The organism is Herbaspirillum sp. Her2 (assembly GCF_057961375.1).
In genome coordinates this window covers 5,370,601-5,393,699 of sequence record NZ_CM176331.1, presented here as the reverse complement: position 1 = coordinate 5,393,699, position 23,099 = coordinate 5,370,601, and the positions used below count along the sequence as shown (strand labels likewise).

The window sequence follows — 23,099 nt, the reverse complement described above, 5'->3', positions numbered from 1 at the left end:
CCGCCATGCGTGCGCCCTGGCATGTCATGTCAGGGCGGCGAGGCCTTTTGGAGAGTACTTCGTATGCAACGATTTGGATCGTGGCCGGCCTGCATTGCGCTGGCCCTGTTTTTCTTCCTGCCGCTATTGTCCTTGCTGCCCGAGGCCTGGGGCGATGGCGGGCACAGCTTCGCTCATCTGTTTGGCGATCGGCTGTTCTGGCAGGGCCTGCTCAACACCATCCTGTTGGGCCTGCTCTCGGGTGGCATGTCGGTGGTGGTGGGTAGCCTGATCGCCATCCAGCTGGCACGGCAGCCGCAACAGCGGCGCGGCTGGATGATCATGTTATTGGGCTTGCCGCTGGCGTTCTCGGGCCTGGTGATTGCCTATGGTTTCATTCTCGCCTTCGGCCGCTCGGGCTTCGTTACGCAAAGCCTGGAAGTATTTGGTATTGATCCGGCCAGTTCGGGCAGTCTGCTCTATTCCTTGTGGGGTCTGGCTTTGGCGTATGCCTACTACCTTATTCCGCGCGTGGCGCTGACGCTTTATCCGGTCTTCGCCAATTTCGACGTGCGGTCCTTGCATGCGGCGCGGACCATGGGTGCTTCGCCGCTACGTGCTGCTGTTGAGATTGCGCTGCCGCAGGTCTATCCCGCCATCATCCAGTCGGGCTGTGTCGTGGCGGCCATTGCCATGGGCACCTATGGCACGGCCCTGGCGATGGTAGGTTCGCAAATCAATATCCTTCCGCTGCAGCTGTACCAGAAGGTCAGCGACGGTGGTAGCGATCTTTCCGAGGCTGCGGCGCTGTCGCTGGTGCTGCTGGTCTGCTGTTCAACTTTTATTGGAATCGGTGATGCAGTTGCAAGACGTCGACAATCAACTTAAGCAGGAAACACAAGAGGTGCTGGCCCAGCTGGCACAGCGGCAAGCGGGTGCCAATGCGATCCGCCAGCCGGTGGCGATCATTGGTCCTGGCGAGGCTACGGACGAACAGAAGGTCAGTGCGTTTCGTTTTGCGCGTGCATTGGCGGGGGCGGGTGTTCCCATCATTTGCGGTGGCAAGGGCGGGGTGATGGAGGCAGCGGCGCACGGTGCGCGGGATGCTGGTGGGTTGGTTATTGGGATTCTTCCCGACTCGGATGCGGCGACCGGCAACGCCTATCTAAGCGTGGTGCTGCCCACGGGCTTAGGCGAAGCCCGTAATGCGGTCATCGCGAGCAGCGCAATTTGCCTGATTGCGGTTGGGGGAGGATGGGGGACCATTTCGGAAATGGCTTTGGGAATGAAATGGAATAAGCCGGTTTTCGCGACTCAAGACGCAGAAAAAATTCCTGGCATCAAGCAATTCGACAAGGCGGATATGCTACTTTTTCAGGCTGCCCATTGGTTATGTGAGCAGCGTCCAGGTGCATGAAAGACTAACTAGCTAAAAATAACATTGGTGTTGGCTACATTTTTTCATAGCCGATCAACGTGGTCTGATTCAAATGAAAAAAACAGACCACGTTCTACTTATTTAGGGAATAGAGCAATCTGATTTTCGCGGACTGCATTGATCGAATTTACTAAGCTTGCCAGTACCGGCGAATGTGGAAGCCGAAACGCATAGTATCGAGGTCGTCAGCAGGATCCGGGGAGCCTTGCGCATAAATTTTCTCCTTAAAAAAATGTTCAAATGAAGTTTGAAACACTCAAAATGCGTTTCTACTCCATCGCGAAGAATGAAGGTCTGATTGATTGATGATCGTATCGGCCTGGCGGGAAGGGAAGGGAAAAACCGCTCAATTTGACTAACTTGGAAAATGTAAAGTTAGCAAGGAAATCTCTAAGGCAAGTATGACAAAACAAGAACAATTTCTGTGGTCTGTCCAGACTATGATTCTGGCGAACTCCTCGAACGTTACGACGCAACCTGGATTCGATGAGAGCAAGCATCACATCGTCAGCTCCTCTTGACCGTATCGTTGCAGTGTCCTTCCCCGTAATCCAACCTGCAATGCATGCCGTTCAATATAACAGCACGCAGGACCACTTAGCCTAACGCCGTACAGGATTATCTAGTCGGCAGGTTTTCAGTGCGTCATAACAGCCGAGAATTATTCAACTTATCGATTAGTGCGACATCTCGTTCGCTCGGTGCGGGCCGGCCACAGAAAAATCCCTGAATTTCTGTGCAGCCTTCTTTCTGTACGCAATCAAGCTGTGCTTGAGTCTCCACGCCTTCAGCAACGATAGTGACACCAAGCCGACGACCTAGTCCGGCGATAGCTTGAATCACGGCGGCACTTTTTTGATGAGTCACTGCGTCGCGCACGAAAGATCCGTCAATCTTGATTTTATCAAAAGGAAAAAGGCGTATTTGTGCGAGCGAGGAATAACCTGTCCCGAAATCATCAAGCGCAACTTGCACACCTAGATCGCGCACCTGCCGAAGTTCAATGACAGTCTTATTCTCATCAGTAAGAAGAGCCGTCTCAGTAACTTCAATCTCAAGTCGTTGAGACGAAAGGCCAGACGCTGCAAGAACCGCTTGAATATTCGACACGAAAGTGCCTTTGCCGAGCTGCCTAGCTGAAATGTTTACGGCGACAATAGCATTATCGACCCAATTTTGGGCGTCTCGGCAGGCGCAGTTAAGTACGAATAATCCAAGGCGGTCAATAAGACCGCTTTGCTCAGCAATAGGTACGAACTCGCCGGGGGAAATCCAACCGTATTCAGCGTGATACCAACGCACAAGTGCCTCGCGAGCCGTCACCTTACCACTCTTGATATCGACAATAGACTGATAAAAAACGAATAGTCCTCGCATATCAACCAGTGCAGAACGCAGAGCTTCTTCTATGCATCTGCGTCTGTGCAATCGCACTTCCATTTCTGGCAAAAAAACTTTAAGAACGCCTTTACCCGTCGCCTTTGCTGCGTAGAGTGCAATATCGGCGCGAGACAATAAATTCCCCGCATCAGCAGCATGATCGGGGGCAAAGGCGATGCCGACTGATGCGTTGATTTGGATATTACGGTGGTATTCAATACCATACGGTGTCCTCAAAACACGAATAATATTTTCAGCAAAAATCATTGCCTTTTCTGAGTCATTATCTAGCAGCATCACGACGAATTCGTCCCCGCCCAATCGCGCGAGTTTGACGTCAATCCCATCGCATAGATTACTTAGTCTATCGGCTACCTGCCGCAGCAAAAGGTCTCCAACCCTGTGCCCAAGCGCGTCATTAACAAGTTTGAAGCCATCAAGGTCGACAAAAAGCAAACTTGCGCGACTGTCTGGTTTCGCGAGATGGGTATTGATTTGATCATTAAAGGTGCTCCTGTTTGCCAGGCCAGTCAACGTATCAAGCTCGGCTAGTTGACGCATACGCTGCTCGGCACGCTTTCGGGCGGCAATGTCAATGCCGATACCAACAAGACTTGGCTCATCGCCATATTCAAAATTTACCCCAGTAAGAAGATAGGGGATGCTGGTGCCATCCTTAGTGAAAAAGTGGGCCTCGAGAAGATGCTGACCTTTTTCAAATACTTTTTTCATTCCGTTCTTGATGATTTCATGTTCATCTTCCTGAAATAAATCTAGCGCATTCAGATGCTTATATTCTTCTGAAGAATACCCAGTCGCGATAACAAGGTTTTGATTCACGTGCAGAAAACGACCATTAACGTCTATATGATAAAAAACACCTGGGAGACTTTTAAGGATGGCATTAGAAAACTCGAGTTCCCTTTGAAGCTTCCTACTATGTTCTCGCTCACGCTCTATAGCATCTGCCCGTATGTCGTCATCAATTAAATAGCTGATAAGGCCAACAGCGATGATCATCAGCGCCATGCCTGCGATGGCAACTCCGAATATTTGCAGCGCCTCGGGATTGGAAAACGATCCATTAATAACAACAGGATGGACACGAAATGCGACCATTCCAGTGAAATGTAAGGAGATGATCGCCAGCGAGAGCATTACAGCCATCAGATTCCCGGCATGCTTGCCAGCGTTCAAAGCAGCATACAGAGCAATGGAAGAAAAGCTAACTGACAGAATGATTGAGACAATTAGATAGGAGATATTCCATGAAACAATACCTTGCACCCGATAACCTAGCATGCCAGTGTAATGCATGGCAGCGATTGTCAGTCCAATCCAGCCGCCTCCGATCGCAGGCGAAAAACGCGAAAACAGGCTGTCTGCGACCGCAAATCCGACGCCGGCGCCTACAACAGCAATTATCAGAGATGCAACGGTTAAGAATGTATCTATTCTGATCGGAACGTTCACGTCAAAACCAAGCATAGCGGTGAAATGCGTGCACCAAATCGTCATTCCTGCGGTAATGGCTGCCAGAAAATACCACCCGACTCGCTGTAACCTGCTAGCACTCATTTTTCGCAAAAACAGGCGTGCCGTAACCCATGATCCAGCAACGCAGATTAAGCCTGCGAAAAATACTAGCCAGAAATTATGCTGAAAAACCATACATCCTATAACGGACATCATGAAAAACTCACTGTTTTGAAATTGTTATTGAGAAGAACTAATAGTGTTTAAAAGCTTTTCTATATTTCAAGTTATCCCGGTATTTCCCAGGTTCGCTCAGGTTTTCGATACTTCTCTGATCGAAGAATCGGTTGGCTTAAATCTTGGTATTGCTCTACGTCGTTAGCTTGTCGCCAGTTAGATAGTGAGTCGATTTTCAATTTGAGCAGCACTGTAAAAACAACACCTCTCCGATGATACATATCTAATGTTCTTCCAAAACGGGAACCTGACATTTCGTAAGGTTTTGCGCGCTATAACATCAAAAGCTCTCACTCTTCTCAAATTCGGAGATTTTCAGCGTTTTTAAGACAAAAAATAAAAATTTTCCATACTGATACTATGCGCGAAGGATAGAGGAGAATTTAGCAAACTCTCGCACCAGAAAATTTAATTGATTTGCCCTGTGATTTGTGGCTCTTCTCTATAAAAAGAGAAATTTGGTATGCACCTTCATCGCGATCAAAAGCCGCCAGAATTTAGGCTCCAATGCCGCCGGATCCTATTAGACACGACCTTCTAAATTTTCAGAGTTATCAAAGATGTCGCAGATATTTTCTAGCTCCGTGCCTGCGGCATACATCTCGATCAAGCACTTTCTGACTTGCGCTCGCACTAGGTCTCCAACGACTTCCCCTTGAGGGGCCTTTTTTGCGATTTCACGAAGTATCAGCAAATAGCGCTTTACGATCTCTTTCAAGAGTTCATTTGGTATCTCGCTCCCGTCATTTGAGAGTTATACCTGGACCAAAAAGGAGGTGCTATAGGGCGAAACCTGATACTTTACACTTGTCAGTTAAAGAAATTTCTACAGACAGTAGAGGACGTGGGCGAGCTCTACCGTAAATTGGACGGCGTCATGCATGGAATATTTCCCAGAGATGCGGGCAACTCCGTAAGGCAGTGATTTCCTTGATGCGCATGACCAATGGCGTGGCGTCACGTGCCTTGGACTGATACGCATACAGCGAACGCGATATCTTGAACAATGCACTGGTTTGCGTCAGGCTTGTCTGGCATCGGTTACGCAATTCTTCAATCAGCGGCCGGGCGTTCGGCAGCCTCAGGCAACTAACACATGAAGCAGCGGTCTATTCCAAGCAACAGAGAAACAGGCCAGCTTGTCTTCTGTAAGCTATCTAAAAGGAGAACCGCATGGGCAGACCAAAAGGATCGAAGAATAAGGTAAAGGAAAAACAACCAGGCTTCATTTCCGAGCCCGGCGGCAGACTTAATGTCCGCGTTAGCCTGACGACGCGTGAGAGCTTAGTTCAACTCAAAGAAGACTTTGGTTTAAATACCCAGGAGGAAGTTTTGGAAAAGACCGTCGCAATCGTTATGGCGCTACGCAACGCGATAGCCTCATAGATATACGAGATTATTTGAGCACGACTTATTACTGGCAAAAAGCAGGACTCAGGTAATTACTGTGAATTGAGCCTTTAAGGAAAAACACTTAAAGGCTCTAACTAACCGGTTTGCAGATAAACTAGAGTTGAGTTGGCATCTTGTAGAGCAGCCACCCGCATAACACGGAGATCGCAAAAGCCAACGCTCGCAGCGCCAATAGCTCCCTTTGAGCTCGAGCAAAAGATGCATCCTTTTCAAGGCAAGTGGGACATCCTGGTTGATGTTGCCCTCTTTTACTTTGTACCACTTTTTTCACCTCTGGGACCACAACAGGGCACGCTTTAGCAGAGCTAGCCGAAATCCATTCCTCTAGTGTTTCTTTCACGGTTGAATAATGCTCAATCGGGAGCTCGCGGAAATATCGAAGTCCAAAGTCTTTCATAAAGGTCTTATAAATTTCGATTTCCTTTTCGCCGGAAATTGCCGACCATTCTTTAACTAATACGTTGATTCTTTTCCGCTGGAATTCAGTGATCTTTTGTGAATTTTTTGTTTCTTTTACTTCACTCGAATTCCGAGTCTCAGTGGTCGTCGGTCCGGTGACACTATGTACATCCCCATTGATGAGCTGAGAAACATTCCCCCGAATATTTATTTTTCTTACCATTCCTACCCTATTTCCAAAAAACGATCTTTAATACAGCCTTCCGCTTACACCGCAAACGCACTGCTCTAGTTCACGAGAAACTAGAAATCTATTTCTTCTTAGACGGGGCTTTGACAATCTGAGGACCAACGACCTTTTTAAAGGTCTCGCCGTGAATTTGTTGCCCGACTCCGCCATGGATGGTGATGTTCGCTCGGCCTTTGGGAGCGGGCGCAGATGTATTTGTATCGCTCGCTCCTTCGATCACGCCAAGGACGCGAGCCTTCGCACGAAGATCCAGCTTCCGATATCCCACCAGAAGCTCCGACTCGTCTTCCGTCAACTCGTGGGAAGCCGGAACACCAAGTAAAACATACTGAGTGTCAACACCAAGCGCTGCAACGGCAATTAGATAGTCCGCGCCTGGAAAGCGCTTGTCTTGCTCATAATTGATTTGCGCTCCCTTTTCCACCCCACCGACGGCAGCAAACTCCGGTTGAGTAAGGCCTAGGCGCTTACGTTCATCTTTTAATCTCTGACCAAAGGTACTCATTACGCAAATATTTGTTTGACAGGTACGTTTTTGAGAACTAATATTCACGTCATTGCTAAGTGACGTGTACAACCTATTATCCCATATGCCTACCCTCTCCAAGCACGTAGCCCGCCCCCACACCGATACTTCGGTGGCCGTCACCTTCCGCCTTGAAGCTGATGAAGAAGAACGACTGGCTGAGCTGGCACGCCAGGATTTGCGTACGCGCTCTTCATTCGTGCGCCTGCTGATCTTGCGCGGCATGGCCGCCTACGACAACGACGTCAAAGCCGAACGGGCTTGAGCACGGAGGCTGCTATGTACGACGATCCCCGCAAAATTCGTCATCGCCGCATCGTAGTGCGCGTCAACGACGACAACTACGACATCATGAAAGCCCTCGCGCAGTACCAGGGTGAGAACCTGGCCACGCTGGCCCATGATCTGCTGATGCATCAGGCCATCGCCCTGGCGCAATCCTATTCGATGCCGATCTTATCCGAGCAGAACGTGCAAGCCAAGGCGCTCACGAGCCACTTTTCAGTGCCTCGCAATGCCTGATATCGAACTGCCGTTCACCCATCCTGCGTTAGTCGAAGCCCTGGAAGTGATCATGATGCGAGAAGGCTTCGACACAATTGAACAGGCCGCTGAGTTCGCTCTAGCGCAATCTGTTCGAGAAGGTATCAAACGTCTTACCGGCAAGGGGCGTGCACTCTATGCCATCAAGGGAAAGAAAACAACATGCGTGTAATCAGCCTGCCGTGCCCTCATTGCCAAAGCCCTGTGCGTGCAGCCAAAAGCCGGACCATGTCTACGCTGATGAAGGAAATCACCTATCGATGCCAGAACGTCGATTGCGGCCACACCTTCGTGGCCACGCTGGAGATTTCTCGTACCGTTTCCCTGTCGGCTATGCCCAATCCCGAGGTGAGCCTTCCCATCTCGCCCCGTGCGTACCTCGCACCTCAAGGAACAGGCACGGCCTGACTTGCTGCTGACCGCCTAGCCGGTCGCTGAACCCCAAATTGACTAAGACCTGTCGTGCGCCGTTTGGCGCACGCGGGATTCGCTCACCCTAAAGAAACCTCACATGGCTCTCGATCAGCAACAGACAACGCTTGCCCTCGCCTCGCTGCGGCTTCGCATGGGCGACGATATCAAAGAATTTCAGTGCGCCCAGCGCATGCTGCTGCGCAAAGCAGTACTGCAAGACGAACTGCAGTGGAATGTGATCTGGCAAGGGAAGAACGTTATTTCCGCCCGCCTCGTCCAGCGCTTGCAGCGTCTCGGTGGTCTGATGGGGGCATGGTAATGCGTACTGTGATCGCTCATAGCATCGCGGTGTTGTTGTTGCTTGCCCCCTCACTTCTGGCGGCTCTCGGGCTGGTGCGGGGGTAATGATGCGCGGTGCACGAATTAAGGACCATGCGTCATTCCGTTCGGCTGCGGACTTGCTGCGTGAGCGCGCGGCATGGGTGCCCACGCCTCCCGGCAATGAAGCCGCTAAGGCTGAGCTAGAGAAATCCATCTCACTCTTACGCAATCGCAGGCGGCCCAATCTCCAATCCGGCATTGCCTATTCCTGGGCAGCGATGCCCAAGCCAGTGCGCCGACACATCCTCGCCCTGGCGGGGCTCTCGGCGGATCGCTGGGAATGCCCTATTCACTCCTTCACTGAAGCTGAACGCCTGGCCATGCGCCATGCGGTGCTGCGTGCCATTACGACGTATGAAAGAGCCCTCAATGCAGTCTAGAACAGTCGATGCGAAGACACGGCGTCGCCATCGAGCTTTCGTCGAGTCGCACCAGTTTGCCGGAGAACTGGCACGTATTCCGCTAAAGTGGCGCGGACGCGTCGTGAGCCAGGCCCTGGAACTGATGTCGGTATGGCACTGGAACAAGATTTTTGAGCCGGTTGCGGTTCAATTCGTCCGGGAATTCGCTGAGCAGTACTTGCCGGCCGGAGTAGATCTGTCGCAGGATGATGCGGACATCTGCGCCACGGCTGAGAAAGCCGCCGAGAACGTCAAGAAGGTCTTGTGGAAAGCGATTTCTGATACCCACGCACGTGACCTCATCGCGCAGGAGTGTAGTGACTACGGCATTGATATGCCCGAAGTGGATGATGACGACCTGCGCGCCATCATTGCGCGTGTGGTGGATCCGCGCTGGTGGCGCAGGCAACTGCGTAAGGTGGTTGGTCGTGCCTTTGAGGGCGGCAATATCCGCTTGGGCTATGTGCACTATCACGGTGAGCCCTATACCAGTAATGACGCCGTACTCTCTCGCCTGGCACAAAACAGAAGAAATGCCGCCGCGCTGGAAGCGACGATGGTGCGCAATGAGGCTGGCCAGGAATTCAGTATTGCTGAGCTGGCCGAGAAGACGACTGCCAATAAGACCATCCGTCGCGGCGAACTCATGCTGCGTATCAACGGTTTCGAGACCATCGCCAAGGAGTGCAACGATCAGGGCCTGTTCCTCACCTGGTCATGCCCATCGCGCTTCCATGCGACGCTGCATACGGGCAAGCCGAATCCGAAATATGACGGCTCGGACCCGCGCACAGCCAATAAATACCTGGGAAAGATGACTGCGTTGGCGCGCTCAGCGCTGGCCCGTCGCGGCATCGGCCTGTACGGTTTTCGGATTGCTGAGCCGCATCACGATGGTTGCCCGCACTGGCACATGCTGGTGTTCGTGCGCGCGCTGCCGGACTACACCACGCCGCACGTCAAGGACGTGGCCAGCCGCGCTATCCGCGTCATGAAGCGATATGCCTGGCGCGTGGATCGCGGCGAACCGGGGGCATTCAAGCGCCGCCTGGACGTGAAACGCATTGATTGGGCGAAAGGCAGTGCTGCTGGCTATATCGCCAAGTACGTGGCCAAGAATATCGATGGCGTGGCGGACCACAAGACCAAAGAAGGTTACCTCATCACTACTGATATGGCGGGGGACCGTGAGCTGACGCCCTCGGCCCGTGTGGAAGCCTGGGCGGCTCGCTGGGGTATTCGCCAGTTCCAGCAATGGGGTGGCGCACCGGTGAGCGTCTGGCGCGAGCTGCGCCGCGTGCCGGCAGACATGATCAAACAGGCTCCTCCGGCCATGGCCGCCGCATGGGATGCCGTACAAAAGGTCGAGGGCGAGAAGCGTGCGTGCTGGGCAAATTATCTGCGTGCGCAGGGCGGCGCGCTGGTGAAGCGAGACGATCTGATGGTCACGCTCGCGAAGGAGACCAAGACTGTAACCGGCCGCTATGAAGAATGCGAGCGGGTCATGCCCTATGGCGTCCAGTGCCGTCAGATGGTCGGTGTGGTTTTTAAATCCGTTCGTCACACATGGACGCCAGTTCAAGGGCACGACGCCCGCGCTACGGCGGGCTCGGGGTTCCCTTGGACTCGTGTAAATAACTGTACGCAGCCCGCCGGGCCTGACTTTGCGGCTGATGCGTCCTTCGCGCCGAAGGCAGCACCGGTGCCGGTCATGTTCACGCCCGATCAGGTTGCGCAGATCGATCATGCCTGGCTTGCCCTGGGCGCATGCCCCTGGCCCCGGCCGGCTGTCGATGACAGGCCAGCGTGGCCAGCACCGGCTATGACGGCCGATGAACAGGGCCGCGCGCTGGCCTCATGGGAGGCCATCGGGGCCTGCCCCTGGCCGCGCATGGTGCCGGTGCCGGATAAGTCCCCACGTCGTACCACACCGCGCCAGGCGGCCGACTGGCGCGCCGGCCGGCTCGATGTCAGCGAACTTCCGATTGCCCCCCAACCCAACGAAAAGGGAACGCCCCATGACCGCGTTTCGTGTCGTCGTGCGCACTGCCAGCGCACGCCATTCCTACACCGCCATCGCAGCTCATAGCTGCGACGTGATCGCCGCTGCCGTCGATCGTTTTGGTGTGTGCTCCGTTACGGCCATTCAGGAGAACCAAAAGTGAACGCACCCGCAACCACCACCCACGCCGTGTCTTACCGCGCCACAGGCTACGCCGCCATGTATTTCGCCAAGCAGCCGAAACAGCGTGATTTCGTCATGCTGCCGCCGCAGCCCCTGGACCGCATCACGTTCAACACGCCCGATGACGGGGTGCTGGCTGGCTATGTTTCAGTCATTCGCCAGCACCTGGGTAATGGCGAGAGATTTGCATGGGTAGAGCTGGATAACGAACCAGCCGGTCTGTTCCGTGGCGTGCCGCTAGCGGACATCATCACTTGCGATGATGCCGGAACTCTGCGCCGCAATACCTCGAACCGAGAAACCAAATGCCTTTGCCTGGGCGACTACAGCGGCAGTCTGCGTGGTGAAATTGCGAAGAGGAAGCCACAGTCATGAGTAATCTGTTTCTCGACAGTGAGAGCTTGGATATTCTCACCGGCATTCGCCGCGGCTCCACCCGCGCGGGCGTAAAGAGATCCAAGCATCAGCTCCAAGCAGCCTTCCTACGCGAGGCCGGCATACCGTTCATCTCGAATGCACGTGGACAACCGGTTGTGTTGGTGTCGGCCGTAGAATCCCGCCGTTCAACTGATGCACCTAAGCAGATGTGGCAACCAGCAGCAATAAGGACATGAAATGGGACGCAGACCTTCCAAGAACTCGAACCTACCAAAAGGAATGCGCGCCCGTGTCCAGCGAAGCGGAGCCATCTACTACTATTACGAACTCGGCGGCGAGACGCGCAAAGAACTCTCGCTTGGTTCGAACTATGTGGAGGCCGTTCGTAAGTGGGCAGAGCTGGAGGCTGCCCCGCCTATTGCTGTCACAAGCATCGTCACTTTTCGCTACGCCTGCGAGATCTATCAGAAAAAATACCTGGTCGAAAATGCCCTTAAGACAAGGGAAGAGAAACTGCGACAGATTGAAACTCTGCTCGAATTCTTCAACAACCCGCCGGCACCTCTAGCCGAGATAAAACCCATCCACATCAAGCAATTCATGTCGTGGCGCGTTCAGCGTACGCAAGAAGCCATGCGCAAGAAAGGACTACAAATCGAGGGGCACGAAGGGCGCGTCGCTGCCAATCGAGAGAAGTCATTAATCTCGCACATATGGAATGCGGCGCGAGCCGAAGGTCTAACTGATCTCCCGAATCCCTGCACAGGAATCAAATCCTTTCGTGAATTCGGGAGGGAGACCTATGTCTACGACGAGGTCTTCCAAGCCGTGTGGCAGCAAGCAGATATACCGACAAGGGAAGCCATGGACCTCGCCTATCTGACCGGTGGCCGGCCAGCCGACCTACTAAAGATCGACGAGACCCATCTGCGTGAGGGAAACATCGAGGTTCGCCAAAACAAGACTGGTCACAAGCTTCGTATTGCCATCGAAGGAAAACTTGCGTTGCTAATTGACCACATTAAGGCCAGGAAACGTGCAATTTCGGGCGTTGTCGTATCGACTCGACTTTTGGTGAACGAAGAAGGTCAGCCGCTTGGCAAATACGCACTTCGCTTTCGCTTTGACGCGGCGCGGGCCGCTGCCGGCATTGAAGGTGATGACTTTCAGTTTCGGGATCTACGTGCGAAAGCCGCGACAGACAAGACGGACAACACTAGTGATATTCGACAAGCTCAGCAGCAACTCGGTCATACCAGCGTTACCATGACCGAAACTTACGTCCGAAAACGCCGCGGTCGAAAGGTCATGCCGACGGAGTAGCGCAACTCCCGCTAAGCTGGTGCGAATGTTAGGAGCCGAGAGGCACCATAAGACGCTTTAAGTGAACAGTAATCAGATGTAGCTGCTCACCACTTTCCAATGTAGCGAAGCCATGCAAAACACCGTCAACCGCATACAGCCGCCCTTCCAACTCATCCACTGTCGGGAAAGTAACTCTGTCACCTTGTCTTGGGACCGAATGCACACTTAATCGCAGTTCCTTGCGTTCATATCGTTGGAAGCTCGGGTCTTCGAGAACAAATTGACATTCGAACATCATCCCCCCATGTGATAACGTGCTTTAAGAATGCGAGTTATTTTAGACAAAATTAGCTAGGTAGGATGATTGCGAAGCAAAAACAGAATTGCGAAGCAAAAAAAAACGGCTCACATCGCTGTGAGCCGCTTCGGTATTGGTGCTGGCTGCAGGACTTGAACCCGCCACCCCCTGATTACAAGTCAGGTGCTCTACCAGATGAGCTAAGCCAGCAAAAACTTCAGCCGGCGATTATAGCCTACTTGATGCGTGTCAGTACAGGACGGCCGCCCTTTTTCGGTGGTTCCGGATCATCATCGCCCTTGTCGCTGCTTTCAGCCGGCTTCTTTTCGGGTTCGGAAACAGGTACCGAGGACAGCACAGGCGCACTGCTTTCCTGCTCAGGAGCCGGTTGCACCTCGTCGGCCGTGGCCGGCGCAGGCGCTTCAAACGCCATGCCCTGGCCGTTTTCACGGGCGTAGATGGCGATCACGTTTTCCACAGGGATCAGGATGTCGCGCGAAACACCACCAAAGCGGGCGCTGAAGTGAATGTTGTCGTTCTCCATCTTCAAGCCGCTGGTGGCCTCGAAGCTGATGTTGAGGACGATTTCGCCATTCTTGACGAATTGCATCGGCACGCGGGTGCTGCTGTCGACGACCACGGCAATGTGCGGCGTGTAGCCATTGTCGGTGCACCACTCATAGATGGCGCGCAGCAGATAAGGCTTGGTGGAGACTTCTGGCATGACTGGTGTGGTCTGCGATGCGACGGTAAAAACCGCATCTGCCGGCAAGGCCGGGGTGGAAAGCAATATGAACTTCTGTGAACTGCACCGCCGCCCAGGGCGGCAGTGCAGCCGGAACAGCTTAACGGCGCATGACCTTTTCGGACGGGGTCAGTGCTTCGATGTAGGCAGGACGCGAGAAGATGCGCTCGGCATACTTCATCAGCGGTGCCGCTGTCTTGGAGAGCTCGATGCCATAGTGATCCAGACGCCACAGCAACGGGGCCAGGGCCACGTCCAGCATGGAGAACTCGTCGCCCAGCATGTACTTGTTCTTCAGGAACAGCGGTGCCAGTTGGGTCAGGCGGTCACGGATCTCGTGGCGGGCCTTTTCCTGGTTCTTCTCGGCAGCCTTGGACTTTTCATTTTCCAGGGTGTGCACGTGAACGAACAGTTCCTTCTCGAAGTTGAACAGCATCAGGCGCGCACGCGCACGCATCAGCGGGTCAGCCGGCATCAGCTGTGGATGCGGGAAGCGCTCATCGATGTATTCATTGATGATGTTCGATTCATACAGGACCAGGTCGCGTTCAACCAGAATCGGCACCTGGCCATACGGGTTCATGACCGAAATGTCTTCCGGCTTGTTGAAGAGGTCAACGTCGCGGATCTCGAAATCCATGCCCTTTTCGAACAGGACAAGGCGGCAACGTTGCGAAAATGGGCAGGTCGTGCCCGAGTAGAGAACCATCATTTTTTCAGAGCCCTAAAAACAAAAGGGGGGCGAGACGCATAACGCTCACCCCGATACGCAATTCCGCAAAAACTGCGCGGATACGTGATTGTACGTTTTTACTTGATGTTCTTCCAATAGGACGCGTTCAAACGCCACGCCAATACCGAGAAGATTCCCAGGAACAACAGTACCCAGACACCCAGCCGCTTGCGCGTATTCTGCGCCGGCTCGCCCATCCATTGCAAATAGGCAACGAGATCGGCGACATTGTTGTCATACTCCGCCGCGCTCATCTTGCCCGGCTTGACTTGCTCGAAGCCGGCAAACTTGTGGATGGTCTTGTTCGCGTCGTGAGGATCCTTCTCTTCCACGAACTTGGCCTTGCGGATACCTTGCAATTCCCACAACACGTGCGGCATGCCGACGTTGGGGAAAAGCATGTTGTTCCAGCCGGTGGGGCGGCTGTCGTCCGTATAATAACTGCGCAGGTAGGTATAAATCCAGTCCGGACCGCTGCCAGCCTCCGAGGCCTTGGCCCGGGCGATCACCGACAGGTCCGGCGGTGTTGCGCCAAACCAGGCCTTGGCGTCCTGCGGCGACATCGAGATCTTCATCAGGTCGCCGACCTTTTCCCCACTGAACAAGAGGTTGTTCTTGATCTGGTCTTCAGTCAGGCCGATGTCGCGCAGGCGGTTGTAACGCATGGCCGAGGCCGAGTGGCAGTTCAGGCAATAGTTGACGAACAGCTTGGCACCGTTTTGCAGCGAGGAAACATCCTTGGTACGGTCCGGGGCATGATCCAGCGGGAAGCCCCCTTCGTTGGCGCAGGCCAGCGCCGGCAGCAAGGCCAGCGCGGCAATCACTTTCTTGAGCAATGTCATGTTCTTGTCCTTTGGCGGCTGGCTTAGTGCGGGTGGTAGACGACGCGCTCGGGCACCGGCTTGAAGGTACCGGCAGCACTCCACCACGGCATCAGCAGGAAGAAGCCGAGATAGATGAAGCTGCACACCTGCGAGACGGTGGTGCCGATGGCCGTCGGCGGTTGCACGCCGAGGTAGCCAAGGATGACGAAGGCGATGGCAAAGACCAGGTACACGTACTTGTGCCAGCTTGGACGATAGCGGATCGACTTGACCTGCGAATGATCCAGCCACGGCAGGCCGCCCAGGATCACCACCGACAGGCCCATCAGGACCACGCCCCAGAACTTGGCATCAAACACCAGCATGCCGGCGATGATGGCCAGGCCGATCACGATGGCCACGATCTTCAGCTTGGCCGTCAGGCGCGACTTGAACACCAGCAGCAGCACATAGCCTGCCACGCCGGCAATCAACCAGCCCATGAAGTCCGCGGTCGTGGCGCGAAGAATCGAGTAGAACGGCGTGAAGTACCAGACCGGTGCGATGTGCGGCGGGGTCTTGAGCGAATCGGCCGGGATGAAGTTGTTGTACTCCAGGAAGTAGCCGCCCATTTCCGGCGCGAAGAACACCACGGCCGAGAACACCAGCAGGAAGATCGAGACACCGAAGATGTCATGCACCGTGTAATACGGATGGAAAGGAACCCCATCCAGCGGTACGCCACGTTCGTCGGTCTTTTCCTTGATTTCCACGCCATCCGGGTTGTTGGAACCCACTTCGTGCAGCGCGATGATGTGCGCAGCCACCAGTCCGATGAGCACCAGCGGAATGGCGATCACGTGGAAGGAGAAGAAGCGGTTCAGCGTGGCGTCGGAAACGACATAGTCGCCGCGAATGAGCAGCGACAGGTCCGGGCCGATGAAGGGGATGGCGCCGAAAAGGTTCACGATCACCTGAGCGCCCCAATAGGACATCTGCCCCCAGGGCAGCAGGTAACCGAAGAAAGCTTCACCCATCAGGCAGAGGAAAATCCCCACCCCGAACAGCCACACCAGTTCGCGCGGCTTGCGGTAGGAGCCGTAGAGCAGGCCCCGCACCATGTGAAGATAAACGACGATGAAGAAGGCCGAAGCGCCGGTGGAGTGCATATAGCGCACCAGCCAGCCCCAGGGCACATCACGCATGATGTATTCGACCGAGGCGAAGGCCAGATTGGCGTCCGGCTTGTAGTGCATCACCAGGAAGATGCCGGTGACGATCTGGATCACCAGCACCAGCAGTGCCAGCGAGCCGAAGATGTACCAGAAGTTGAAGTTCTTCGGGGCGTAGTATTCGGAGAGGTGGGCTTTCCAGGTGGCCGTCAGCGGAAAGCGCGAATCGACCCAGTTCAGGGCCTTGGCGGCTACCGGTGCATCATCCGGCAGCTTTTTTTCGTGAAATGCTCCCATGATCAGGCCTCCCCTTTCTCGTCCTTGCCGATGACGAGCTTGTTGTCGCCTTCAAACATGTAGCGCGGGACTTGCAGATTGTCCGGCGCCGGCTTGTTCTTGTACACGCGGCCGGCCAGGTCGAAGGTCGAGCCGTGGCAGGGGCACAGGAAGCCGCCATGCCAGTCGTCCGGCAGCGAAGGCTGCGGGCCGCTCTGGAAGCGGGAACTCGGGGAGCAGCCGAGGTGCGGGCAGATGCCGACCACGACCAGGATGTCCTTGCGCAGCGAACGCCACTCATTGAGCGCGTATTCAGGCGTTTCGGAGAAATCGGTGCGCTTGGAGTTGGGATCGGCCACCTCGCCATCGGTCTTCTTGAGGGACTCGATCATCTCGGGGGTGCGCTTGAGAATCCAGACCGGCTTGCCGCGCCACTCAACGGTGCGCATTTCACCGGGAGCCAGTGAAGAAATATCCACTTCCACCGGTGCGCCTGCTGCCTTGGCGCGTTCTGAAGGTTGCAGGGTGGAGACGAATGCTCCAGCGGTGGCCAAACCCGCTACACCTCCGGCCGCACAAGTCGCAACAAGCAAACCTCGTCGACTTGCGTCGACCTGATTCTCGTCAGTCATAAAGACCCCAATCTCCAAATGTAAGTTAGCGTGGACCTTCTAAGTGACCCTCATGCAACTTTTCGATTATATATAAGCTGAATAGGGTTTTGTGGCTAACGGCCGGTATGGTACAGGCTTGCGAAAATGAACATTTGACGCAGCGCAACCCCTTGTCAATCTGCTCTCGTTCTCAGTTTTTTTGCAGTGCGGCGTCAGTGCTTGTCCGATTTACTTTTGCTGGCGGGCAGGATATAACGCGTTGTAAGCCCGCCTCATGTTTAAACAGCAACTTTCAAAGGAGAAACCAGGGATGAGCATGCTCAAGGATTTTCGCGCCTTCGCGATCAAGGGAAACGTGGTCGACCTGGCCGTCGGTGTCATCATCGGCGGGGCCTTCGGCAAGATCGTCAGCTCACTGGTCGAGGATATCATCATGCCCATCGTCGGCAAGATCTTTGGCGGCCTGGATTTCGCCAACTACTACCTTCCCCTGAACGGTCAAGCCTATGGCCTGCCGCTGGCCGAAGCCAAGAAGGCCGGTGCAGTCTTCGCCTACGGCAACTTCCTGACCATCTTCATCAACTTCCTGATCCTGGCCTTCATCATCTTCCAGATGGTGCGTGCCATCAACAAGGCGCGCGACCTGGCTTCCAAGCATGAAGAAGCCGCACCGGCCGCGCCGGCACCAACGCCGGAAGACGTGCTGTTGCTGCGTGAAATCCGCGATTCGCTCAAGAAGCAAGGCTGACGCCTGCCCTGCCCCAAAAAGCTTCACTTACCTGACACGGTAAGTGAAGCAACAAGTATCGCAGCCCCTCTCACACGGGATTGTCGATATCGATGAAGCGATGCTCGATGCCGAAGTGCCTGGCCACATGTTCCCCCAGCGCCTGGATGCCATAGCGCTCGGTGGCGTGATGGCCGGCGGCGAGATAGACGGTGCCGCTCTCGCGCGCCAGATGCACGGTCGGTTCTGAAATCTCGCCGCTGATGTAGGCCGTGGCTCCTGCTTCGATGGCCTCGCCCAGCATGCCCTGCGCTGCACCGGTACACCAGGCGACCTGCCCGATGGCCTGCTGCGGGTCACCGATGAGCAGCGGCATGCGGCCCAGGCGTTTCTCGATCAGCATCGCCAGGTCCGCGGCCGTCTTGACGGAGGGCGCATGGCAGCGCCCGATCCAGCCGATGTCGTTCTCACCGAAGCGGCCAGTGGCGTCAAAGTCGAGTCGTTTGGCCAGCTGCGCGTTGTTGCCCAATTCCGGATGTGAATCCAGCGGCAGGTGATAGCCGAACAGATTGATGTCATGCCCCAGCAGCAGCTTCAGTCGCCGCTGCTTCTGCCCGATCACGCGCATGTCTTCACCGCGCCAGAAGTAACCGTGATGAACCAGAATGGCATCGGCCTGCCATTCCACGGCGGCCTCGATCAGGGCCAGGCTGGCCGTGACGCCGCTGACCACGCGCCCAATGGTGGCGCGCCCTTCCACCTGCAAGCCGTTTGGGCAATAATCGCGATATTGCGCCGCGCTGAGCGTCTGCCCCAGATAGACTGCGAACTCGTTTCTGCTAATGTGGCGGGTCATCTCTTCCTCATCCGATCAGATTTTCAATCCAAATACCAAGAATTCTTTTATGCGACGTTTATGGCTGTTGTTTGCCCAGACCGTGACAGTGGGTCTGGCGGTGTGGTTCATTGTAGCGACCTTGAAGCCGGACTGGCTGTCCGGATCCTTCACTTCGCGTGCACGCCCTGCCCAGTCCACCATCCAGATGCAGGAAGCCACACCCGCCGCGCCCGCCCTGGACTCCTATCGCCATGCCGCGCGCCAGGCCATGCCCTCGGTGGTCAATATCTTCACCACGACCGAAGCGCGGCCACAGAAGAGCCCCTTCCAGAACGATCCGTTCTTCCGCAAGTTCTTCGGCGACCAGTTCGACGAACAGCAGCAGGATGACAAGCAATCCAGCCTGGGTTCGGGCGTGATCGTCAGCCCGCAGGGCTACATCCTCACCAACAACCACGTGGTGGAAGCCGCCGACAAGATCGAAGTGGCCCTGGCCGACGGCCGCAAGGCCAGCGCCAAGGTGGTCGGCATCGACCCCGAGACCGACCTCGCCGTCATCAAGATCGACCTGCCCAACCTGCCCGCCATCACCCTGGGCCATCCGGAAAACAGCTCGGTAGGCGACGTCGTGCTGGCCATCGGCAATCCCTTCGGCGTGGGCCAGACGGTGACCATGGGCATCGTCTCGGCGCTGGGCCGCAACCACCTGGGCATCAATACCTTCGAGAACTTCATCCAGACCGATGCTGCCATCAATCCCGGCAACTCGGGCGGTGCGCTGGTCGATACCAACGGCAACCTGCTGGGCATCAACACGGCCATCTATTCGCGTACCGGCGGCAACCTGGGGATCGGCTTTGCAATCCCGATGTCCACCGCCAAGACCGTGATGGAAGCCATCATCAGCCACGGCCAGGTGGTGCGCGGCTGGATCGGCGTAGAGCCGCAAGACATCACGCCCGAACTGGCCGAGAGCTTCGGCCTGGGCAAGAAGACCGGCGCCATCATCGCCGGCGTGCTCAAGGGAGGTCCGGCTGACCGCGCGGGCATGCGTCCGGGCGACATCCTGGTGAGCATCGACGACAAGCCGGTGGCCGATACCACCGAGATGCTCAACGTCATCGCGCAATTGACGCCGGGCCAGCAGATCGCCATGACGGTGCTGCGCAAGGCGCAGGAAACCAAGCTGAACATCACCGTGGGCAAGCGTCCGCCGCCGCCCAAAAACGATGATGCCGACGAAGAATGAGCCAGGAGAATCTGATCCATGCACGTGCGTGACCTGATCCAGTTCCTCGGGGAACTGTCCGAAAACAACAACCGCGCCTGGTTCGTCATGAACAAGCCGCGCTATGACATCCTGCGCGAGGAATTCCTGGCGCTGACCATCAAGCTCATCGCCGAGATCAGCAAGTTCGATCCGGCCATCGCCGGCTGCAATCCGAAGAAGGCGCTGTTCCGCATCAACCGCGACATGCGCTTCTCCCACGACAAGCGCCCGTACAAGACGCACTTCTCGGCCGCCATCACGGCCAGCGGACTGAAGAAGCCCAGCCAGGGCGGCGGTCCGGCCTACTACTTCCACATCAATGAAGCGGGACAACTGCTCATTGCCGGCGGTGAATACCTGCCACCGACGCCGCGCCTGCGCGCCATCCGCAACCGCGTGGTGGAGGATGCAGCAGGCTTCACCAAGATGCGGAAGAACAAGAAGCTTGTTGCGACATATGGCGACCTGCAGGAAGAAGGAAAGCTGCAACGTCCGCCCAAGGGCTTCGATCCGGACACCCCAAACATCGAATACGTGAAGCTGAAGAGTTTCATCGTCTGGACCGAAGAGGACATCCGCAAGAAAATTCCTGCCGACCTCGGCAAGCAGGTGCTGGAAGGCTTCAAGGATGCCTATCCGCTGGTGCAATGGCTGCGCGAGATTCCGCTGATGACTATCGAAGAGTGAACGGTTTATCCAGCTCCTTCTCCTGAAGCCAGAAACGACAAAGCCCGCTCATCATCGAGCGGGCTTTGTTTTTGGTGAATTGCCAGGCTTATTCGGTGGGCACGGAACTGCCAGGTTCCGCCTCCGGCGCACGCGTGGCACGCTCGAAGATCGGGGCCACCAGCAGGCCCACCTCGTAGAGCAACACCAGCGGCACGGCCAGCATCAGCTGGCTCATCACGTCCGGCGGCGTGACGACGGCGGCAACGATGAAGGCACCGACGATCACGTAGGGACGGATCTGCTTCAACTTGGCCAGCGGCACCAGGCCCATGCGAACCAGGACGATCACGATCACCGGAACCTCGAAGGTCACGCCGAAAGCCACGAACATGGTCAGCACGAAGTCGACGTAGCTGTCGATGTCCGGTGCCACCGAGACTGACTTGGGCGCGAAATTGTTGATAAACGGGAAGACCACGCCAAAGACGAAGAAGTAGCAGAACGCCACACCCGCCACGAACAGCAGCGAGGACGAGATCACCAGCGGCGCGATCAGGCGCTTCTCGTGCGCATACAGGCCAGGCGCGACGAAAGCCCACAGCTGGTACAGCACCCAAGGCAGCGAGATCAGCACGGCCACCAGCATGGTGACCTTGATGGGGATCAGGAAGGGAGTGATCACGCCGGTGGCGATCATCTTGCTGCCGGCGGGCAGCGCATGGATCATCGGCGCGGCCAGCACGTCGAAGATATGGGCCGCAAACGGCATCAGGCAGAGGAACACTACCAGCACCACCGCAGCCGCCTTGACGATACGGCTGCGCAATTCGATCAGGTGCGAGATGAAGGTGTCTTCGGCTTGGGTGTTTTCTTCAGCCATGGATTCGGAGCATTCTGATGAAGTGAGACGCGCTGCGCCAAATTAGAAGAAACCTGCCGACTTGCCCACCCCGACCGGACGGCGATACTTGGCCACGCGGGCCGAGGCCGAGATCACGCGGGTCTTGTGGCCGCTCTGGTGCTTGTACCAGGACGGCACGCCGGTGGTGCGCGAGAGCTTCTTGCGGCGGAAAGCCTTGGCCTTGATCGCATGCAGGGAGGGGTCGGGCGTGCGGGTCCAGCTGCTGCCGGCACTGCTGCTGTCGGACACGGAGGAATCGTCGCCGCCGTTCCAGGCGTCATTGATCGACGCTTCCGTATCGGACATGCTTTTATGAATGCTGTTGCTGACGTCGCTGGCGGCGTCCTGCACATCCTTGTGCATCTTGCGCAGCTCGTCGAGTTCCATCTCGCGGCTGACTTCGGACTTGACGTCGTTGATGTAGCGCTGGGCGCGGCCGAACAGGGTGCCGGCCATGCGCGCCACCTTGGGCAGGCGCTCGGGGCCGATCACGACCAGCGCGACCACGCCGATCAAGGCCAGCTTGGTAAGGCCGATATCAATCATGAGTCTGTGTGGACATTAAGAGGACAACGCGGGCGCGCCATGCGCTTGAAGACGGGAGTGCCCGCTGCAAATCACGATGCGGGCCCATGCAAGCCCGCCAGGAGGGCTGGCGGGCGGCCTGATCAGCTGCCGGACTTGTCCTTTTCCTTGGCCTGCACGTCGATGGCCGGGTCCTTCTTGGCCGGATCTTCCTCGCCACCCTTGACGCCATCCTTGAAGCCCTTGACTGCCTTGCCCAGGTCGGAACCCATGTTGCCGAGCTTCTTGGTGCCGAAGACCAGCATCACGATCACCAGAACAATCAGCCAATGCCAAATACTGAACGAACCCATTCTCTTCTCCTAAGCGGACATCCCTGCCCTGTGTACAAGTGAAACCTGCCAGCCCCCGGGCCGGCGAATCCTTATTGTTGCACGAACCGTACCCGCCAGGGATGCGGGCCGCCAATCACGTGCATGTGCAGATGGTACACCTCCTGGCCGCCGTCCGGTCCGGTGTTGACCAAGGTCTTGAAACCGCCGGTGGGCTTGCCTTCGTCATCGACGCCATAACCGCAGCCCTGCTCGGCCGCCAGGCGCGGTGCCAGGGCCAGCATCTTGCCCAACAAGGCTGCATGCTGCTCACCGCAATCGGCCAGCGTTGCCACATGCTGGCGCGGAACGATCAGGAAATGCACCGGCGCGGCCGGGTTGATGTCGTGGAAGGCGATCAGGTCCTCGTCCTCGTAGATCTTCTTCGAGGGAATCTGGCCTGCTGCGATCTTGCAGAAAATACAATTATCCAACGCCGTACTCCTGGGAAA

General features: G+C 55.9%; 28 protein-coding genes and 1 tRNA gene. 15 read left to right on the top strand and 14 right to left on the bottom strand.

Annotated features, from left to right (window positions below; all coding sequences use genetic code 11):
- The first annotated feature begins 63 nt into the window (after positions 1 to 63).
- Both ACWHXP_RS24560 and ACWHXP_RS24555 read left to right on the top strand, forming a co-directional pair.
- Positions 64 to 867 carry an ABC transporter permease gene (locus ACWHXP_RS24560; protein WP_489634838.1) on the top strand — a complete coding sequence of 268 codons (804 nt, stop codon included), beginning with the start codon at positions 64 to 66 and terminating at the stop codon, positions 865 to 867.
- Entirely contained in the window at positions 836 to 1,396 is a 561-nt protein-coding gene (locus ACWHXP_RS24555) for a TIGR00725 family protein (RefSeq protein ID WP_489634839.1), read from the top strand. The genes ACWHXP_RS24560 and ACWHXP_RS24555 overlap by 32 nt, the downstream gene beginning before the upstream one ends.
- 666 nt (positions 1,397 to 2,062) lie before the next feature.
- Here ACWHXP_RS24555 and ACWHXP_RS24550 read toward each other — a convergent pair.
- The gene (locus ACWHXP_RS24550; protein ID WP_489634840.1) at positions 2,063 to 4,489 is read right to left on the bottom strand and encodes a bifunctional diguanylate cyclase/phosphodiesterase; all 2,427 of its coding nucleotides are present in this window, start codon (positions 4,487 to 4,489) and stop codon (positions 2,063 to 2,065) included.
- Between the two features lie 1,194 nt (positions 4,490 to 5,683).
- Between ACWHXP_RS24550 and ACWHXP_RS24545 the strand changes: the two genes are divergently transcribed.
- On the top strand, positions 5,684 to 5,896 hold the full coding sequence (locus ACWHXP_RS24545; protein ID WP_489634841.1) for a hypothetical protein: 213 nt from the start codon (positions 5,684 to 5,686) through the stop codon (positions 5,894 to 5,896).
- Positions 5,897 to 6,017: 121 nt separating this feature from the next.
- Here ACWHXP_RS24545 and ACWHXP_RS24540 read toward each other — a convergent pair whose 3' ends face one another.
- Both ACWHXP_RS24540 and ACWHXP_RS24535 read right to left on the bottom strand, forming a co-directional pair.
- Positions 6,018 to 6,545, bottom strand: coding sequence for a hypothetical protein (locus ACWHXP_RS24540; protein ID WP_489634842.1), 528 nt, complete (start codon positions 6,543 to 6,545; stop codon positions 6,018 to 6,020).
- A gap of 88 nt (positions 6,546 to 6,633) precedes the next feature.
- On the bottom strand, positions 6,634 to 7,077 hold the full coding sequence (locus ACWHXP_RS24535; RefSeq protein WP_489635825.1) for a helix-turn-helix domain-containing protein: 444 nt from the start codon (positions 7,075 to 7,077) through the stop codon (positions 6,634 to 6,636).
- An 85-nt stretch (positions 7,078 to 7,162) separates the two neighbouring features.
- Here ACWHXP_RS24535 and ACWHXP_RS24530 point away from each other — a divergent pair, with 85 nt between their 5' ends.
- The 9 genes from ACWHXP_RS24530 (at position 7,163) to ACWHXP_RS24490 (ending at position 12,723) form a co-directional block, all read left to right on the top strand.
- Positions 7,163 to 7,363, top strand: coding sequence for a hypothetical protein (locus ACWHXP_RS24530; protein WP_489634843.1), 201 nt, complete (start codon positions 7,163 to 7,165; stop codon positions 7,361 to 7,363).
- 14 nt (positions 7,364 to 7,377) lie between these two features.
- On the top strand, positions 7,378 to 7,620 hold the full coding sequence (locus ACWHXP_RS24525; protein ID WP_006461600.1) for a hypothetical protein: 243 nt from the start codon (positions 7,378 to 7,380) through the stop codon (positions 7,618 to 7,620).
- The gene (locus tag ACWHXP_RS24520) at positions 7,613 to 7,813 is read left to right on the top strand and encodes a hypothetical protein (protein WP_489634844.1); all 201 of its coding nucleotides are present in this window, start codon (positions 7,613 to 7,615) and stop codon (positions 7,811 to 7,813) included. Before ACWHXP_RS24525 ends, ACWHXP_RS24520 begins: the two co-directional genes overlap by 8 nt.
- Positions 7,804 to 8,049, top strand: a complete 246-nt coding sequence (locus tag ACWHXP_RS24515; RefSeq protein WP_006465440.1) for an Ogr/Delta-like zinc finger protein — start codon at positions 7,804 to 7,806, stop codon at positions 8,047 to 8,049. Before ACWHXP_RS24520 ends, ACWHXP_RS24515 begins: the two co-directional genes overlap by 10 nt.
- Positions 8,050 to 8,152: 103 nt before the next feature.
- Positions 8,153 to 8,374, top strand: a complete 222-nt coding sequence (locus ACWHXP_RS24510; protein WP_058896481.1) for a hypothetical protein — start codon at positions 8,153 to 8,155, stop codon at positions 8,372 to 8,374.
- Between the two features lie 431 nt (positions 8,375 to 8,805).
- Positions 8,806 to 10,926, top strand: coding sequence for a replication endonuclease (locus ACWHXP_RS24505; protein WP_489637754.1), 2,121 nt, complete (start codon positions 8,806 to 8,808; stop codon positions 10,924 to 10,926).
- A 132-nt stretch (positions 10,927 to 11,058) separates the two neighbouring features.
- Entirely contained in the window at positions 11,059 to 11,397 is a 339-nt protein-coding gene (locus ACWHXP_RS24500; protein ID WP_489635826.1) for a hypothetical protein, read from the top strand.
- Entirely contained in the window at positions 11,394 to 11,636 is a 243-nt protein-coding gene (locus ACWHXP_RS24495) for a DUF4224 domain-containing protein (protein WP_489634845.1), read from the top strand. Before ACWHXP_RS24500 ends, ACWHXP_RS24495 begins: the two co-directional genes overlap by 4 nt.
- A 1-nt stretch (position 11,637) precedes the next feature.
- Positions 11,638 to 12,723 (top strand): tyrosine-type recombinase/integrase, encoded by a 1,086-nt coding sequence (locus ACWHXP_RS24490; RefSeq protein ID WP_489634846.1) that lies wholly within the window; start codon positions 11,638 to 11,640, stop codon positions 12,721 to 12,723.
- Positions 12,724 to 13,137: 414 nt separating this feature from the next.
- Here ACWHXP_RS24490 and ACWHXP_RS24485 read toward each other — a convergent pair.
- From ACWHXP_RS24485 to petA, 6 genes are all read right to left on the bottom strand, one after another.
- Positions 13,138 to 13,213 (bottom strand) — tRNA-Thr (locus tag ACWHXP_RS24485).
- Between the two features lie 25 nt (positions 13,214 to 13,238).
- A complete protein-coding gene (locus ACWHXP_RS24480) occupies positions 13,239 to 13,727 on the bottom strand; it encodes a ClpXP protease specificity-enhancing factor (RefSeq protein WP_039783873.1) in 489 nt (162 codons plus the stop codon).
- A gap of 121 nt (positions 13,728 to 13,848) precedes the next feature.
- On the bottom strand, positions 13,849 to 14,460 hold the full coding sequence (locus ACWHXP_RS24475; protein WP_017453790.1) for a glutathione S-transferase N-terminal domain-containing protein: 612 nt from the start codon (positions 14,458 to 14,460) through the stop codon (positions 13,849 to 13,851).
- A gap of 98 nt (positions 14,461 to 14,558) precedes the next feature.
- Positions 14,559 to 15,323, bottom strand: a complete 765-nt coding sequence (locus ACWHXP_RS24470; RefSeq protein WP_034330805.1) for a cytochrome c1 — start codon at positions 15,321 to 15,323, stop codon at positions 14,559 to 14,561.
- Positions 15,324 to 15,346: 23 nt separating this feature from the next.
- Positions 15,347 to 16,753: a cytochrome b gene (locus tag ACWHXP_RS24465; RefSeq protein WP_034330803.1), complete on the bottom strand. Its 1,407-nt coding sequence runs from the start codon at positions 16,751 to 16,753 to the stop codon at positions 15,347 to 15,349.
- Positions 16,754 to 16,755: 2 nt separating this feature from the next.
- Positions 16,756 to 17,364, bottom strand: coding sequence for a ubiquinol-cytochrome c reductase iron-sulfur subunit (petA, locus tag ACWHXP_RS24460; protein WP_489634847.1), 609 nt, complete (start codon positions 17,362 to 17,364; stop codon positions 16,756 to 16,758).
- Positions 17,365 to 17,656: 292 nt separating this feature from the next.
- Between petA and mscL the strand changes: the two genes are divergently transcribed.
- Positions 17,657 to 18,094 (top strand): large conductance mechanosensitive channel protein MscL, encoded by a 438-nt coding sequence (mscL, locus tag ACWHXP_RS24455; protein ID WP_121040404.1) that lies wholly within the window; start codon positions 17,657 to 17,659, stop codon positions 18,092 to 18,094.
- A gap of 70 nt (positions 18,095 to 18,164) precedes the next feature.
- Here the strand turns inward: mscL and ACWHXP_RS24450 are convergent, their stop codons facing one another.
- A complete protein-coding gene (locus tag ACWHXP_RS24450) occupies positions 18,165 to 18,929 on the bottom strand; it encodes a Nif3-like dinuclear metal center hexameric protein (protein WP_311434504.1) in 765 nt (254 codons plus the stop codon).
- Between the two features lie 49 nt (positions 18,930 to 18,978).
- On the opposite strand from ACWHXP_RS24450, the gene ACWHXP_RS24445 reads away from it, so the two are divergent.
- Complete coding sequence (locus ACWHXP_RS24445; protein WP_034330798.1) at positions 18,979 to 20,160, top strand: Do family serine endopeptidase; 1,182 nt, start codon at positions 18,979 to 18,981, stop codon at positions 20,158 to 20,160.
- 18 nt (positions 20,161 to 20,178) lie between these two features.
- A complete protein-coding gene (locus tag ACWHXP_RS24440) occupies positions 20,179 to 20,868 on the top strand; it encodes a DUF2461 domain-containing protein (protein WP_311434503.1) in 690 nt (229 codons plus the stop codon).
- 88 nt (positions 20,869 to 20,956) lie between these two features.
- Here the strand turns inward: ACWHXP_RS24440 and tatC are convergent, their stop codons facing one another.
- The 4 genes from tatC to ACWHXP_RS24420 form a co-directional block, all read right to left on the bottom strand.
- Positions 20,957 to 21,730, bottom strand: coding sequence for a twin-arginine translocase subunit TatC (gene tatC / locus ACWHXP_RS24435; protein ID WP_121040411.1), 774 nt, complete (start codon positions 21,728 to 21,730; stop codon positions 20,957 to 20,959).
- A 42-nt stretch (positions 21,731 to 21,772) separates the two neighbouring features.
- The gene (tatB, locus tag ACWHXP_RS24430; protein ID WP_134136891.1) at positions 21,773 to 22,297 is read right to left on the bottom strand and encodes a Sec-independent protein translocase protein TatB; all 525 of its coding nucleotides are present in this window, start codon (positions 22,295 to 22,297) and stop codon (positions 21,773 to 21,775) included.
- Positions 22,298 to 22,419: 122 nt separating this feature from the next.
- The gene (tatA, locus tag ACWHXP_RS24425; protein WP_039783860.1) at positions 22,420 to 22,629 is read right to left on the bottom strand and encodes a Sec-independent protein translocase subunit TatA; all 210 of its coding nucleotides are present in this window, start codon (positions 22,627 to 22,629) and stop codon (positions 22,420 to 22,422) included.
- Between the two features lie 71 nt (positions 22,630 to 22,700).
- Positions 22,701 to 23,081 carry a histidine triad nucleotide-binding protein gene (locus ACWHXP_RS24420; RefSeq protein WP_134223463.1) on the bottom strand — a complete coding sequence of 127 codons (381 nt, stop codon included), beginning with the start codon at positions 23,079 to 23,081 and terminating at the stop codon, positions 22,701 to 22,703.
- Positions 23,082 to 23,099: the final 18 nt, after the last annotated feature.